This window comes from Comamonas sp. C24C (genome assembly GCF_053345995.1).
Map to the genome: position 1 here is coordinate 151346 of NZ_JBKFBC010000001.1, position 14118 is coordinate 165463.

10 protein-coding genes and 1 pseudogene are annotated in these 14118 nt (G+C 64.1%); all 11 read left to right on the forward strand.

Annotated features, from left to right (window positions below; all coding sequences use genetic code 11):
- Window positions 1-1406 (forward strand): annotated as a pseudogene (locus tag ACLBXN_RS00625) (Hsp70 family protein); the annotation flags it as partial.
- 195 nt (window positions 1407-1601) lie between these two features.
- Entirely contained in the window at window positions 1602-2630 is a 1029-nt protein-coding gene (locus ACLBXN_RS00630; protein WP_211457835.1) for a Bug family tripartite tricarboxylate transporter substrate binding protein, read from the forward strand.
- A gap of 63 nt (window positions 2631-2693) precedes the next feature.
- Window positions 2694-3068, forward strand: coding sequence for a ribosomal maturation YjgA family protein (locus ACLBXN_RS00635; protein WP_447610794.1), 375 nt, complete (start codon window positions 2694-2696; stop codon window positions 3066-3068).
- A gap of 57 nt (window positions 3069-3125) precedes the next feature.
- On the forward strand, window positions 3126-4406 hold the full coding sequence (locus tag ACLBXN_RS00640) for a nitrate- and nitrite sensing domain-containing protein (RefSeq protein ID WP_447610795.1): 1281 nt from the start codon (window positions 3126-3128) through the stop codon (window positions 4404-4406).
- 253 nt (window positions 4407-4659) lie between these two features.
- Entirely contained in the window at window positions 4660-5931 is a 1272-nt protein-coding gene (locus ACLBXN_RS00645) for a CmpA/NrtA family ABC transporter substrate-binding protein (RefSeq protein ID WP_447610796.1), read from the forward strand.
- Window positions 5932-5957: 26 nt separating this feature from the next.
- Window positions 5958-6950, forward strand: coding sequence for a nitrate ABC transporter permease (gene ntrB, locus ACLBXN_RS00650; protein WP_447610797.1), 993 nt, complete (start codon window positions 5958-5960; stop codon window positions 6948-6950).
- Between the two features lie 109 nt (window positions 6951-7059).
- Window positions 7060-7872 carry an ABC transporter ATP-binding protein gene (locus ACLBXN_RS00655; protein WP_447610798.1) on the forward strand — a complete coding sequence of 271 codons (813 nt, stop codon included), beginning with the start codon at window positions 7060-7062 and terminating at the stop codon, window positions 7870-7872.
- Between the two features lie 290 nt (window positions 7873-8162).
- Window positions 8163-10631 carry a nitrite reductase large subunit NirB gene (gene nirB, locus ACLBXN_RS00660; RefSeq protein ID WP_447610799.1) on the forward strand — a complete coding sequence of 823 codons (2469 nt, stop codon included), beginning with the start codon at window positions 8163-8165 and terminating at the stop codon, window positions 10629-10631.
- 23 nt (window positions 10632-10654) lie between these two features.
- Window positions 10655-11053, forward strand: coding sequence for a nitrite reductase small subunit NirD (gene nirD / locus ACLBXN_RS00665; RefSeq protein WP_003058862.1), 399 nt, complete (start codon window positions 10655-10657; stop codon window positions 11051-11053).
- Window positions 11054-11132: 79 nt separating this feature from the next.
- On the forward strand, window positions 11133-11246 hold the full coding sequence (locus tag ACLBXN_RS00670; protein ID WP_211457829.1) for a hypothetical protein: 114 nt from the start codon (window positions 11133-11135) through the stop codon (window positions 11244-11246).
- Window positions 11243-14104, forward strand: coding sequence for a nitrate reductase (locus tag ACLBXN_RS00675; RefSeq protein WP_447610801.1), 2862 nt, complete (start codon window positions 11243-11245; stop codon window positions 14102-14104). Before ACLBXN_RS00670 ends, ACLBXN_RS00675 begins: the two co-directional genes overlap by 4 nt.
- The last annotated feature ends 14 nt before the right edge of the window (window positions 14105-14118 follow it).

A 14118-nucleotide genomic window follows, 5' to 3' on the forward strand; every position in this document is an offset into this window, starting at 1 on the left:
CGCGCAGCTACTGGTTGCTGCTGCCGGGCAAGAAAGGCGAGGCTCCGCAAGGCCTGTGCCTGCTGCCGCGCGGTACGGAAGAGGGCGTGCGCATGGTGCTCTCGGGCCGGCGCTTTGCGCTCAAGCTGGGCCAAGCGGTGCGCTTCAATTTGCTGGCCAACAGCCAGAGCCATGTACCTGCGCAGGCCGGCCAGATTGCAGCGCTGACCGGCGATGGCTGGGTGGAGCTTCCGCCCCTGGCCACGGTGCTGCCCGCGCCTGATGGCCAGTCTGCTGCGCAGGTCGAGGTGCAACTGCAAGCCTGCATGAGCGAGGTCGGCACGCTGGAAGTGCGCTGCGTGGCCGTGCAGGACGCGGGCCGGTCCTGGTTGCTGCCCTTTGCCGTGCGCGGTGCTGCGGCTTCTGAAACCATCGCTGACAACGAAGATGCACAAAGCGCTGAGGGCCAGAAGCAATCAGATTCCTTGCTGGCAAGGCTACCCGAAGCCGTTGCCCTGGTGGACCGCATCTTCGGCACGCAGGCGCAGGAGGTGACGACCCGGGAAGTGCGCCAGCTGCGCCAGTCGCTCGAAAGAGTCCTCGGCCCGCGCGAGGGCTGGGAGCTGGGCCTGCTGCGTGCCTTGTTCGATGCGCTGCTGGCCCGTGCCAGGCGCCGCCGCCGCACCGCCGACCATGAGCGCGTCTGGTTCAACCTTGCAGGCTGGTGTCTGCGCCCAGGCGTGGGGGCGGAACTCGATGGCTGGCGCATAGACCAGGTCTGGGCCTTGTATGGCCAGGGCCTGGGTCATGCCAAAGAGGCCGCCAACTGGACGGAGTGGTGGGTGTTCTGGCGCCGCGTGGCTGCGGGTCTGAACGAGGCCCGGCAGATGGAGCTGCTCGAAGACGTTGCCGGCCATATGCAGAAGGCCGTGCAGCAGAACACGCGCGGCAAATCCAGCCACGGCAGCTATGACGACATGCTGCGCCTGTTCGCGGCCATGGAGGCCGTGCCCTGGCAGTACCGCCAGGAAATGGGGCGGTGGATGCTGCAGCGCCTCAGGCGCGAGGATGAAACCGTGCAGACCTGGTGGGCCATAGGCCGCCTCGCGGCACGCCAGTCGCTGGCTGCCAACGCCCATATGGTGATGCCGCCCGAGGCGGCGCTGGAGTTCCTGAACGCCACGCTGGCCCAGGACTGGCGCAGGAACGAAACCGCTATGTTTGCCGCCGTGCAGATGGCCCGCATGACGGGCGACCGCGCGCGCGACCTGCCCGATGCCATCAGAGCGCAGGTGCTGGAGAAGATGCGCAGCAGCGGTGCGCCCGAACGCTGGATGACCATGGTCGAGCAGGTGGTGCAGATGGAGGCCGAGGATCACAAGCGCAGTCTGGGCGATAGCCTGCCGCCGGGCCTGGTGCTGTTGTGAAGAGGCCGAGCCGCTGCGGGCAGGCTTGTGGTCACGGCATTTGCAGGAGGCAGCCCCTGCCAAAGACGATGGCCGAACAGTGAGTGCCGTTCAGGCCGCCCGGTCAGCGATGCAAGAATGGCCTGTTGCATGGGACGACAGGCCGGCATGGAGGGCTGGCAGCATCCATGTCCACCACCACAGGAAATTATTGCCATGAAGTTTGAAGAAGCTGCGCGCACCGAGACTGCGCGAAACGCTGTTTTTATCTCCGGAACCCGACGTCGCCCGCTACTGCTGGCGGCACTGGCTGCCGTGGTGGCCGCTCCTCTGACGCAAACATTGGCGCAGGGCGGTAACTGGCCCACTAAGCCGATTACCTTTGTCGTGCCCCAGGCACCGGGCGGTGCCAACGATGTGATTGCGCGAGCCGTGGCGCAGGGGCTGGAGAATTCGCTGGGCCAGCCCGTCATCGTGGAAAACCGCGCCGGTGCTAACGGCAATCTGGGCACGGGCCAGGTGGCGCGCAGCGCGGCCGACGGCTACACCTTTCTGGTGACGGCGCAAAGCGCCTACACCATCAATCCGGCGCTTTATTCCAGGGTGCCGTTCGATCCCATCAAGGATTTCACTCCCGTGATGCAGCTGGCCGTCGCGCCTTATCTGCTGGTGGTGAATCCGAACTTCCCGGCCAAGAATCTGGACGAACTGGTGGCCTATGCCAAGGCGCATCCGGGCAAGGTTGAATACGCTTCTGCCGGCAACGGCACGCTCAACCATTTGTTGGGCGAGATGCTGAAAAAGCAGAAGAACGTGAGCCTGCTGCATGTGCCTTACAAGGGGGCGTCGGCTGCCGCCACCGATGTGGTGGCCGGCCAGTTGCCGGTGACCTTTGGCAGCTTTCCCGGCGTGATGCCTTTTGTCAGCAGCGGCAAGCTGCGCGTGCTGGGCGTGGCGTCCGACAGGCCGACCTCGCTGGCGCCCGAGATTCCCGTGCTGGGCAAGGGCCTGGCCGTGACCAGCTGGTATGGCTTGTTTGCACCGGCCGGTACGCCGCAGCCGGTGGTGGACAAGCTCCATCAGGCCGTGAAGACCGTGCTGGCCAGGCCCGAGATGGCAGAGCGGCTCAAGACCCTGGGCGCCGAGCGCGTCGAGTCCACGCCGCAAAGCTTCAAGGCCATGCTGCCGGCCGAGCTGGCGTACTGGAAGCAGGTGGTCAAGGACTCCGGCGCGCATATCGACTGAGGGGACGACAGCTTGTTGATACATCTGGCCGCTGGCGGACCCTTTCGTCGCTCACGGACGGGGTTGACCCTGCTCATTGTGGCGGTCATCGCCATCGGGCTGGCCTCGCGCCGGGGCTACGTGCCCTTTCCCGCCGTGCTGGGCAACTATCCGGGCGATGCGCTCTGGGCCTGGGTGGTGCTGCTGTGCGTGGCCTGGCTGCGGCCGGCCATCACGCGCGGCAAGCTCATGGCCTGGTCCCTGGTCATCGCCTTTGCCATCGAGTTTCTGCAGCTCTATCAGGCCCCCTGGATGCAGGCCCTGCGCGCCAACAAGCTGGCCTATCTGGTTCTGGGCAATGGCTTCGATCCTATGGATCTGCTGGCCTATGTCGTGGGCATCGGTGTGGGTGCCATGGTGGACCAGCTCTGGGAAAGGCGGCAGCGTCGCCTTGCCTGAGATGGCATGAATCGTGCTGATCGTCGATGGCATCAACATGACGACAAGCACTACCCCATGAAAACGCCTCTGCACTATCTGGTGGCTGCAAGGCAAAGCGAGATTGCCGAGCTGGAGCAGATCAGCCGCGCCAGCAACCTGGTGGCGAGCATGTCCGAGCTCGTCCATGCGCTGCAGAAAGAGCGCGGCCTCTCGAATATCTTTCTGGTCAGCGGCGGCGTGCAGGCGCAGCAGAGCCTGCTCGACCATGGCCTTCATGTGGACCAGGTCATGGAACGGGTCTGTCTCGCGCTTGAAGAGCTGGGCGCGCGGGCGCCGGGCGCACATGGCGCTCGTCTGTTCAATGCGATTGCCAATGCGCTGCAGGGCTTTGAAGCCCTGCCGCTGCTGCGCCGTCGGCGCGATGCTCTGCAGCTGAGTGCCGAAGACTGCACGCAGGCGCTGATCCGCATGATTGCGGCCTGCCTGACCGTGGTTTTCGAGGCGGCGGACAGCGCCTGCGATCCCGATATCGCGAAATTGCTGGTGGCGCTGTTTCATTTCATGCAGGGCAAGGAGCTGGCGGGCCAGGAGCGCGCCACAGGGGTCGCGGCGTTTACTGCAGGGGCCGGCAGGACAGAGCGTCAGCGCCATTGGCTGCATCTGATCGAATCGCAGGAACGCTGCTTTCAGGTGTTTGCAGACTTCGCCAGCCCCTCGGGGATGGAGCGCTGGCAGCAGCAATGCGGGGCCTGTCCCGATATGACGGTGATCGAGCGGCTGCGGCGCCTGGGCTGCACGGCCGGGGACGGCATGGCGCTGGACTGCAGCCTGAGCTCGCCATGGTTCGAAGCCTGTTCCAGCCGGCTCGATGCCATGCACCAGATTGAGGCATTCCTGGCCGAGGAGCTGCAGGCTCAATGTCTGCGCAAGCTGGAGCAGGCAGGTGCCGCGTTGAGTCAGCAAAAGGCGCTGCTGGAGATGCAGCCGCAGCCTGCGACTCGCGCCGAAGCGGCTGCGGCCTTTCTGGGGGCCACGCAGCCAGCCGCCTCCTTGCCTGCGGAGAGCGCATACGGGCTGCAGCTCGAGAAGAGCATCGTCTTGCTGGTGCAGGAGCAGTCCATGCGCCTGCAGGACATGCAGACCGAAATCGACAAGGCGCGCGCCACGCTCAAGGAGCGCAAGACCATAGAGCGGGCCAAGGGTGTGCTGATGAAATACCGCCAGCTCAGCGAGGGCGAGGCCTACAAGCTGATCCGCCAGACGGCCATGAACCAGAACCGGCGCATGCTGGATGTGGCCGAGGCGATTCTGGCCACGGTGGACCTGCTGCCTGGCAGCACCAATTCATTGCTTTGACAGCGTTGTGCTTGTTGCGCTGCACCAAATATGGGCCAAAAACGGAGGAGCAAAGCCTGCTCCACCTCTGATCGGGGACTGGCATGGTTTGTGCATGACTGTTGATGTCAAGCAGACCAAAGGCGGTCGCGCTTAAAGCGTTATTACGAGTGACCTGGGACAACGGCGTCCTTTTCTCCTCACACCCGAGGAGGGAAGGGCGCCTTTTTGTTTTCCGGATCGCCTTCACCACGATTCTTGATGGAGTTTTCTCATGAGCCAGCGCCTTCCTTCGTCTACTGTTCCTGCGCCCGAGCCCGTATCCGCCGGTGGGCGGCGTAAGTTTCTGCGCGTGGCCGGTGCCGCAGCCCTCTATGGCACGCTGGGTCACCATGGCGCCTGGGCCGCAGGCTCCGACGCGCCGGAGAAGAAAGAGGTCAAGATCGGCTTCATCCCGCTGACCGATTGCGCCAGCGTGGTCATGGCCTCGGTGCTGGGCCTGGACCAGAAATACGGCGTGAAGATCGTTCTCAGCAAGGAGGCGAGCTGGGCCGGCGTGCGCGACAAACTGGTCAACGGCGAGTTGGACTTCGCCCATGTGCTCTACGGCCTGGTCTACGGCCTGCACCTGGGCGTGGGCGGCCCCAAGAAAGACATGGCCGTGCTCATGGGGCTGAACAACAACGGCCAGGCGATCACGCTGTCCAAGGCTCTGGCCGACAAGGGAGCGGTCGACGGAGCCAGTCTGGCCAAGGTCATGGCCAAGGAAAAGCGCGAATACACCTTCGCCGGAACCTTTCCCACCGGCACCCACGCCATGTGGATGCATTACTGGCTGGCGGCAGCGGGCATCAACCCTTTGTCCGAGGCCAAGCTGATCACCGTGCCGCCGCCCCAGATGGTGGCCAATATGCGTGTGGGCAATATGGATGGCTTCTGCGTGGGCGAACCATGGAACCATCGCGCCATCATGGACGGCATAGGTATCACCGCCAATACCACGCAGGACATCTGGAAGGACCATCCCGAGAAGGTGCTGGGCACCACGGGCGAGTTCGCACAGAAGAATCCCAATACCTGCCGCGCCGTGATGATGGCGATTCTCGAAGCCGGCCGCTGGATCGATGCCAGCCTGCAGAACAAGACGAAGATGGCCGAGACCGTGGCCCAGAAGTCCTATATCAATACCAGCGTGGACGCCATCAATCAGCGCATTCTGGGGCGCTACCAGAATGGCCTGGGCAAGACCTGGGACGACCCCAACCACATGAAGTTCTTCAACGACGGGGCCGTGAACTTCCCCTATCTGTCGGACGGCATGTGGTTCCTCACCCAGCACAAGCGCTGGGGTCTGCTCAAGGCCCATCCCGACTATCTGGCCGTGGCCAAGCAGATCAACCGCATCGACCTCTATCAGCAGGCGGCCAGTCAGCTCAAGGTCAGTGTGCCCAAGGATGTGCTGCGCAGCAGCAAGCTCATGGACGGCGTGGTCTGGGATGGCAAGAACCCGGCCCAATACGCTGACGGTTTCAAGATCAAGGCCTGAGGCCGTCACCCTAACGGAGAACCATCATGGTCAGTGCCGCACTTCATTCGCCGCTGGAACTCGATCCCCCGCATGATCCCCAACTGGCCGCTCTGGCCGCCAACGATGCACAGCTGGAAACTGCAGAAAAGACAGCTGGCAACGCAGATATTTCAAGGGCTGAAGTGAAAAAAGATACCGGTGTCGTCAAGGCATCCCCGACGGTGATCCCGACCCCGCCCGGCCGCTGGCGCCGGCACGCGGAAGCGTTTGCTGGCCAGGTATTGCCGCCGCTGCTGGGGCTGGCGCTGCTGGTCGGCCTGTGGTCGCTGGTCTCCAGCACCACCGGAAAGAGCATTCCGACCCCGGCCGAGACCTGGGAACAGGCCTTGCAGGTGTTCAGCGATCCCTTCTACCGCAATGGACCCAATGACCAGGGCGTGGGCTGGAACGTACTGTCCTCACTGCAGCGCGTGGCCCTGGGTTTTGGTCTGGCGGCACTGGTCGGCATCCCTTTGGGCTTCGTGATCGGGCGCTTCAGCTTTCTGTCGCGCATGTTCAACCCCTTGATCAGCCTGCTGCGTCCGGTGTCGCCGCTGGCCTGGCTGCCGATAGGCCTGCTGGTGTTCAAGGGCGCCAATCCGGCAGCCATCTGGACCATCTTCATCTGCTCGATCTGGCCCATGGTCATCAACACCGCCGTGGGCGTGCAGCGTGTGCCCCAGGACTATATGAATGTGGCGCGCGTGCTCAATCTGTCGGAGTGGAAGATCGCCACCACCATTCTGTTTCCTGCGGTGCTGCCCTATATGCTGACCGGCGTGCGCCTGGCCGTGGGCACGGCCTGGCTGGTGATCGTGGCCGCCGAGATGCTGACGGGCGGCGTGGGCATAGGTTTCTGGGTCTGGGACGAGTGGAACAACCTCAATGTCAAGAACATCATCATCGCCATCTTCGTGATCGGCATCGTAGGCCTGGTGCTGGAGTGGGCCCTGGTCAAGCTGGCCTCGGCCTTTACGTTTGAAGAGGTGAAGGCTTAACCCACCCCTGAGCCGCGCCTTCGGGCGCGTCACCCCCTCAAGGGGGCACCACCGGTGGCCCGGCAAAGCCGGCGCCACGGTGGCCTCGGAAAAAAGCAAGGAGTACCTCATGCATACATCTCTCAGCACCAAGTACATCGAGATCCACGGGGTGGAGCAGACCTTCAAGACTGCCAAGGGACTGTTTCCCGCACTGCGCGACATCAATCTGAACATTGCCAAGGGCGAGTTCGTCAGTCTCATCGGGCACTCGGGCTGCGGCAAGTCGACACTGCTCAATCTGATTGCCGGCCTGACCATTCCCACCGGCGGTGCATTGCTGTGCGCCAACAAGGAAATCAAGGGCCCCGGCCCCGAGCGTGCGGTGGTCTTCCAGAATCATTCGCTGCTGCCATGGCTGACCTGCTGGGGCAATGTGCACCTTGCCGTGGAGCGCGTCTTCGGCAAGCGCGAAAGCAAGGCACAGCTGGCGCAGCGCACCGATGCGGCGCTGGCCATGGTCGGGCTCAGCCATGCGGCGCAAAAGCGCCCCGGAGAGATCTCGGGCGGCATGAAGCAGCGCGTGGGCATTGCCCGCGCCCTGTCCATGGAGCCCCAGGTGCTGCTCATGGACGAGCCCTTCGGTGCTCTCGACGCCCTGACGCGTGCCAAGCTGCAGGACGAGCTGCTGGAGATCGTGGCACGCACCCAGAGCACCGTGGTGATGGTCACGCACGATGTGGACGAAGCCGTGCTGCTGTCCGACAAGATTGTGATGATGACCAACGGGCCTGCGGCCACGATTGGCGAGGTGCTGCATGTAGCGCTGCCACGTCCGCGCAGCCGGGTGGGACTGGCCGAGGATGCGCAGTACCAAAGCTACCGCAAGGCGGTGATCGACTTTCTCTACACGCGCCAGGGCCATGTGGAGAAGGCTGCCTGAGCCTTTTTGATTTCAAGCTGCATGGCGCCTTGGGGCGCCATGTTTGTTTTGCACAGCAATAAAGCGGCCATGCACAAAAGCAGTGCATGCTGAGGGATGGAATAGTCTCTGCAGGCTGAGAAAAGCTGGCACAGCAATTGCGTGTTGTTCAGCGTGGCCAAGGTGGGTCACCGGGGGATGGTGCAAGGCTGGACCAGAACCCACAGACAAAGACGTCTACGCGTTCATGCAAGTCATGAAGCGCGCAGACGTCTTTTTTTTTGGCTTTGCAAATGCCTACGGGGACTCAGATGAAAAAATCCAAACTGGTCATGATTGGAAACGGAATGGCAGGCGTGCGTGCGCTGGAAGAGCTGCTGGCCATTGCCCCCGATCTGTACGACATCACGGTCTTCGGCGCCGAGCCGCATCCCAACTACAACCGCATTCTGCTGTCGCCGGTGCTCGCCGGCGAGCAGACGCTCGGCGATATCGTGCTCAACGACTGGTCCTGGTACCAGGACCACCATATCCTGCTGCACGCCGGCTATACCGTGACGGCCGTCGACCGGGCCCGGCGCACGGTGCATGCGGTCAATGCCCAGGGCGAGACCGCCAGCGCCGAGTACGACCGGCTGATCATGGCGACGGGCTCCAAGCCCTTCATCCTGCCTATCCCCGGCAAGGACCTGGAGGGCGTTCTGGCCTATCGCGACATTGCCGACACCGAGGCCATGATCGAAGCGGCCAAGACACTAAAGCATGCAGTGGTGATCGGCGGTGGCCTGCTGGGACTGGAAGCGGCCAACGGTCTCATGAAGCGCGGCATGCAGGTCACCGTGGTGCATGTCGGCGACTGGCTGATGGAGCGCCAGCTCGACGATCAGGCGGGCCGCATGCTGCAGAAATCGCTGGCTGAGCGCGGCATGCAGTTCTGCATGCAGGCGCAGACGCAGGAGCTGCTGGGCGACGCAGGCGGGCGCGTGCGCGCCGTGCGTTTCAAGGATGGCAGCGAGATCCCGGCCGAACTGGTGGTGATGGCCGTGGGCATTCGTCCCAGCACCGAACTGGCCGAGTCCATGCATCTGCATGTGAACCGCGGCATCGTGGTCAGCGATACGCTGCAGACCGTGACTGATCCGCGCATCTATGCCGTGGGCGAATGCGCGGCACACCGAGGCATTGCCTACGGACTGGTGGCGCCCCTGTTCGAGCAGGGCAAAGTACTGGCCAACCATCTGGCGGAGTTCGGCATCGGTCGCTATCTGGGTTCGCTGACCTCGACCAAGCTCAAGGTCACGGGCATCGATCTGTTCTCTGCGGGCGATTTCCAGGGCGGCGGGGATACCGAGGAAATTCTCATGAGCGACCCCTATGCGGGGGTCTACAAAAAGCTGGTCATCAAGGACGACAAGCTGGTCGGTGCCTGCCTGTACGGCGACACGGTGGACGGCAGCTGGTACTTCAAGCTGCTGCGCGAGGGACGCAGCGTGGCCGACATCCGGGACAAGCTGATGTTCGGCGAATCCAATCTCGGCGATACCGGCCACCAGGGGCAGAGCAAGGCCGCTGCCATGGCCGACGGCGACGAGGTCTGCGGCTGCAACGGCGTGACCAAGGGCGCGATCTGCAAGGCCATCAAGGACAAGGGCCTGTTCACGCTCGACGATGTGCGCAAGCACACCAAGGCCAGTGCCAGCTGCGGCTCCTGCACGGGACTGGTGGAGCAGATCATCATGTTCACGGCTGGCGGCGACTACTCGGCGGCCCCGAAGACCAAGGCCATGTGCGGCTGCACTGACCACGGGCACCAGGCCGTGCGCGATGCGATCCGCGAGCACAAGCTGCTGAGCACCGATGCGGTGTTCCGCTTCATGGAGTGGCGCACGCCCAACGGCTGTGCCTCCTGCCGCCCGGCCGTCAACTACTATCTTGTCAGCACCTGGCCCAAGGAAGCCAGGGACGACCCGCAAAGCCGTTTCATCAACGAGCGCAGCCACGCCAATATCCAGAAGGACGGAACGTACAGCGTGATTCCGCGCATGTGGGGCGGAGAGACCACGGCCTCCGAGCTGCGCCGCATTGCCGATGTGGTGGACAAGTACCAGATCCCCTCCGTGAAGGTCACGGGCGGTCAGCGCATCGATCTGCTGGGCGTGAAAAAGGAGGATCTGCAGGCCGTCTGGAACGATATAGGCATGCCCTGCGGCCATGCCTATGCCAAGGCCCTGCGCACGGTCAAGACTTGTGTGGGCAGCGAATGGTGCCGCATGGGCACGCAGGACAGCACCCAGATGGGCAAGGACCTGGAGCGCGCCATGTGGCGCATGTACGCACCGCACAAGGTGAAGTTCGCCGTCAGCGGCTGCCCGCGCAACTGCGCGGAGTCCGGCATCAAGGATGTAGGAATCATCGGCGTGGACTCGGGCTGGGAGATGTATGTGGGCGGCAACGGCGGCATCAAGACCGAGGTCGCGCATTTCTTCACCAAGCTCAAGACCGCCGAAGAGGTGATGGAGTACACGGGCGCCTTCATGCAGCTGTACCGCCTGGAAGGCTGGTATCTGGAGCGCACGGTGCACTACATCAATCGCGTGGGCCTGGACTATGTCAAGCGACGCATTCTCGACGATGCCGAGGGGCGCAGGGCGCTGTGGGAGCAGCTGCAGTTTGCACTGGACGGCGAGCCCGATCCCTGGTTCGAAGCCGACAAGGCGGCCGTGGATACGCGCCAGTTTCAGCCACTGACTGCGGCGCAAACCGAAAGCGCCAGCGTCTGATTACAAGCACCGAGGAGCCAGAAATGAGCGAATGGATTTCTATCTGCACGATGGACGACATCCCCGTGCTGGGAGCACGCCGCGTGGCGCGTGCACAAGGGCTGGATGTGGCCGTGTTCCGCAATGCCGACGACGAGGTGTTTGCGCTGCTGGACCGCTGCCCGCACAAGGGCGGCCCGCTGTCGCAGGGGATTGTGTTCGGTCGCAGCGTGGCCTGCCCGCTGCACAACTGGACGATTGCACTGAGCAGCGGCGAGGCGGCGGCGCCTGACGAGGGCTGCACGCCTTACTTCAGCGTGCGTGTGCAGGATGGCGAGGTGCAGCTGCGCGCCGACGAGCTGGCCAGCCGCGCCCTGGAGCAGACCCGCCCGCATGCCGGTCCTGCGCATTGCGCGGGCAAATCCGGCTGCGCCACGGCCTAGTGTCTCTGTTGATATGAAATGAATAGCTGCATGCGCTTATTCAGAAAGCGTTACAGCATGATTTCACTGAAAGTCTGCCATGCATGAGACCCGATCCACCTGTCCCTATTGCGGTGTCGGCTGCGGACTCGCCTTCGGCGGTCCGCGTTGCGGTGAACATGAACGCCGCCGCCTCTCTTTGGTGATGCCATGAAAGAAACCAAGTCCACCTGTCCCTATTGTGGTGTCGGCTGCGGCGTGGTCATCGAGTCCGATGGTCTGCAGATCACCGGCGTGCGTGGCGATCCCGAGCATCCCGCCAACTTGGGCCGTCTGTGCACCAAGGGCAGCACCCTGCATCTGACGGCCGCGCCCGTCTATGCCCAGCAGGCCCGTTTGCTGCAGCCCATGCGCAGGCTGGAGCGTACAGCCGTACCGCAGGCAGCGAGCTGGGATCAGGCTCTGGACGAGCTGGCGGCGCGCATTGCCGGCATTCGTGCCGCTCATGGGCCCGATGCACTGGGCTTCTATCTCAGTGGCCAGCTGCTGACCGAGGACTACTACGTCTTCAACAAGCTGGTCAAAGGCCTGCTGGGCACCAACAATCTCGACACCAATTCGCGCCTGTGCATGAGCAGCGCTGTGGCCGGCTACAAGGCCACGCTGGGCGCCGATGCACCACCGGCCTGCTATGAGGACATAGACCTGGCCTGCTGCATGTTCATCACGGGCAGCAACATGGCCTGGGCGCATCCCATTCTGTTCAGGCGTGTGGAAGAGGCCAGGGCGCGCAATCCGCAACTCAGGATCATCGTGGCCGATCCGCGCCGTACCGAGACCGCCGAGCTGGCTGATCTCTATCTGCCGCTGCAGCCGGGCAGCGATGTGATGCTGTTTCACGGTCTGCTGCACATTATGCTGTGGGAGGGCTGGACGGACAGCGCCTTCATCGCGCAGCACACCTGCGGCTTTGCAGCGCTCAAGGAACTGGTGCGCGAAGCCACGCCCGAGAAGGTCGCTGCCATTTGCGGCCTGCCCGTGGCGGACCTGTACCGGGCGGCGCGCTGGATGGCGCTGGGCGGTGCAGAGGAGCCGACGGACGTGCGTCGTCCCACGCTCAGCCTGTACTGCCAGGGTCTGAACCAAAGCCGCAGCGGCACGGCCAATAATGCGGCGCTGATCAATCTGCATCTGGCCACCGGCCAGATCGGCAGGCCTGGCGCAGGCCCGCTGTCGCTGACGGGCCAGCCCAATGCCATGGGCGGGCGCGAGGTGGGCGGGCTGTCCAATCTGCTGAGCGCGCATCGTGATCTTTCCAACGCAGCGCACAGGGCCGAAGTGGCGCGGCTATGGGGTGTGGAGTCGATTCCGCAGCAGCCCGGAAAGTCCGCGCTGGAGATGTTCGAGGCAGCCGCCGACGGCCAGATCAAGGCCTTGTGGATTGCCTGTACCAATCCCGCGCAGAGCATGCCCGAACAGGCCATGGTGCGCAGGGCGCTGGAGCGCGCCGAGCTGGTGGTGGTGCAGGAGGCTTTTGCCGCGACCGAGACCACGGCCTATGCCGACTGGTTGCTGCCAGCTTCCACCTGGGGCGAGAAGCTGGGCACGGTCACGAACAGCGAACGGCGTATCTCGCGGGTGCGCGCTGCTGTGGTCGCGCCGGGGGCGGCACGCCATGACTGGCAGATAGGCGTGCAGCTGGCGCGGCGGCTGGAGCAGCACCTTCGGCCCTCGCTGTCAACCTTGTTTCCCTACGACACGGCGAATGCCGACGCGGGCGCCGAAGCTGTCTGGAACGAGCATCGCGAATCCACACGCGGGCGCGATCTGGATATCACGGGGCTGAGCTGGGCGGTGCTGGAGGTCAAGGGACCCCAGCAATGGCCCATGCCTCAAGGCGCTAGCCAGGGCCGACAGCGTCTGTATGGCGATGCGGTGTTTGCGACGACGGACGGGCGCGCACGCTTTGATGCCCAGCCCTGGCAGGCGCCGGCCGTGCCGCGCGATGCGCGGCATCCGTTCAGTCTCAACACCGGTCGCCTGCGCGATCAATGGCATGGCATGACGCGCACCGGCCAGCTGGGGCGCCTGTTTGCCCATGTCAGCGAACCGCAGTTGCAAGTCAGTCCCCAGGACATGCAGCGCCTGCAGCTGCAGGACGGCGATCTGGTCCATGTCTCCAACCGCTATGGCGCCATCGTGTTGCCCGTGCAGGCGGACCCGGGCTTGCAGCCCGCACAGCTCTATCTGCCCATGCACTGGGGCAGCATGTACCTGAGCGGCATGGGCTCCAAGGGACAGCGGCTTGCGGGCGTCAACGCCCTGACCACGCCCGAGCGCTGCCCGCGCTCCAAGCAGCCCGAGCTCAAGCATGTGGCCGTCAAGCTGCTCAAGGCCGAGCTGCCCTGGACTTGTCTGGGCATGGCCTGGCTGGATGAACGGCAGGTGCAGTCGGTTCGCCAGGCATTGACCGAATTGATGGCCGAGTTCGACTTTGCCAGCTGCGTGCTGTTCGGGCGCGCCGTGCCGCTGGAGCAAGCGGATCAGGGTCGCACCGGCGTGCAGTTCCGCGCGGGAGCCTATGCGGCGCCGTCTGCGGAGGTGCTGGCGCGGCTGCATGGTCTGCTGCAACTCAATGGCCCGCAGGCCATGCGCTATGCCGACGCACGTCGCCAATGCAGCCGCGCCATGGCGATAGGCAGGCAGACGGAGGAGCCCAGGCTTGATGCCTTTTTGCTCTGTGGCGACGCCAGCGCCGGCCGCTGGCTGGGGCCGGTACTGCGCGACGAGCAATCGGTGCAAAGCTATGGGCGTCTGCTGCTGTCCTCGGGGGCAAGGCCGCCCGCCGCCATGCCGGCCCGGTCGCCACAGATCTGTGCCTGCATGAATGTGGATGAAGCCAGCATCAGCTCGGCGCTGGCAACGTGCGAGGGCTCTACCGGCGAGCGGATCGCGCAGCTCAAGTCTTCCCTGGGTTGCGGCACGCGCTGCGGCTCCTGCATTCCCAGAATCAAACAACTGGTGCATGCGACGCCTGCGCCGCAGTCGGCAGCCTTGCCGATTGCCACCTAGATTTCGATGTCCGG

Bases quoted from the DNA above. Each gene is read 5' to 3' on its own strand.
- ntrB (WP_447610797.1), top strand. From the start codon at position 5,958: ATGGTCAGTGCCGCACTTCATTCGCCGCTGGAACTCGATCCCCCGCAT.
- ACLBXN_RS00675 (WP_447610801.1), top strand. From the start codon at position 11,243: ATGAAAGAAACCAAGTCCACCTGTCCCTATTGTGGTGTCGGCTGCGGC.
- nirB (WP_447610799.1), top strand. From the start codon at position 8,163: ATGAAAAAATCCAAACTGGTCATGATTGGAAACGGAATGGCAGGCGTG.
- ACLBXN_RS00670 (WP_211457829.1), top strand. From the start codon at position 11,133: ATGCATGAGACCCGATCCACCTGTCCCTATTGCGGTGTCGGCTGCGGA.
- ACLBXN_RS00640 (WP_447610795.1), top strand. From the start codon at position 3,126: ATGAAAACGCCTCTGCACTATCTGGTGGCTGCAAGGCAAAGCGAGATT.
- ACLBXN_RS00655 (WP_447610798.1), top strand. From the start codon at position 7,060: ATGCATACATCTCTCAGCACCAAGTACATCGAGATCCACGGGGTGGAG.
- nirD (WP_003058862.1), top strand. From the start codon at position 10,655: ATGAGCGAATGGATTTCTATCTGCACGATGGACGACATCCCCGTGCTG.
- ACLBXN_RS00645 (WP_447610796.1), top strand. From the start codon at position 4,660: ATGAGCCAGCGCCTTCCTTCGTCTACTGTTCCTGCGCCCGAGCCCGTA.
- ACLBXN_RS00630 (WP_211457835.1), top strand. From the start codon at position 1,602: ATGAAGTTTGAAGAAGCTGCGCGCACCGAGACTGCGCGAAACGCTGTT.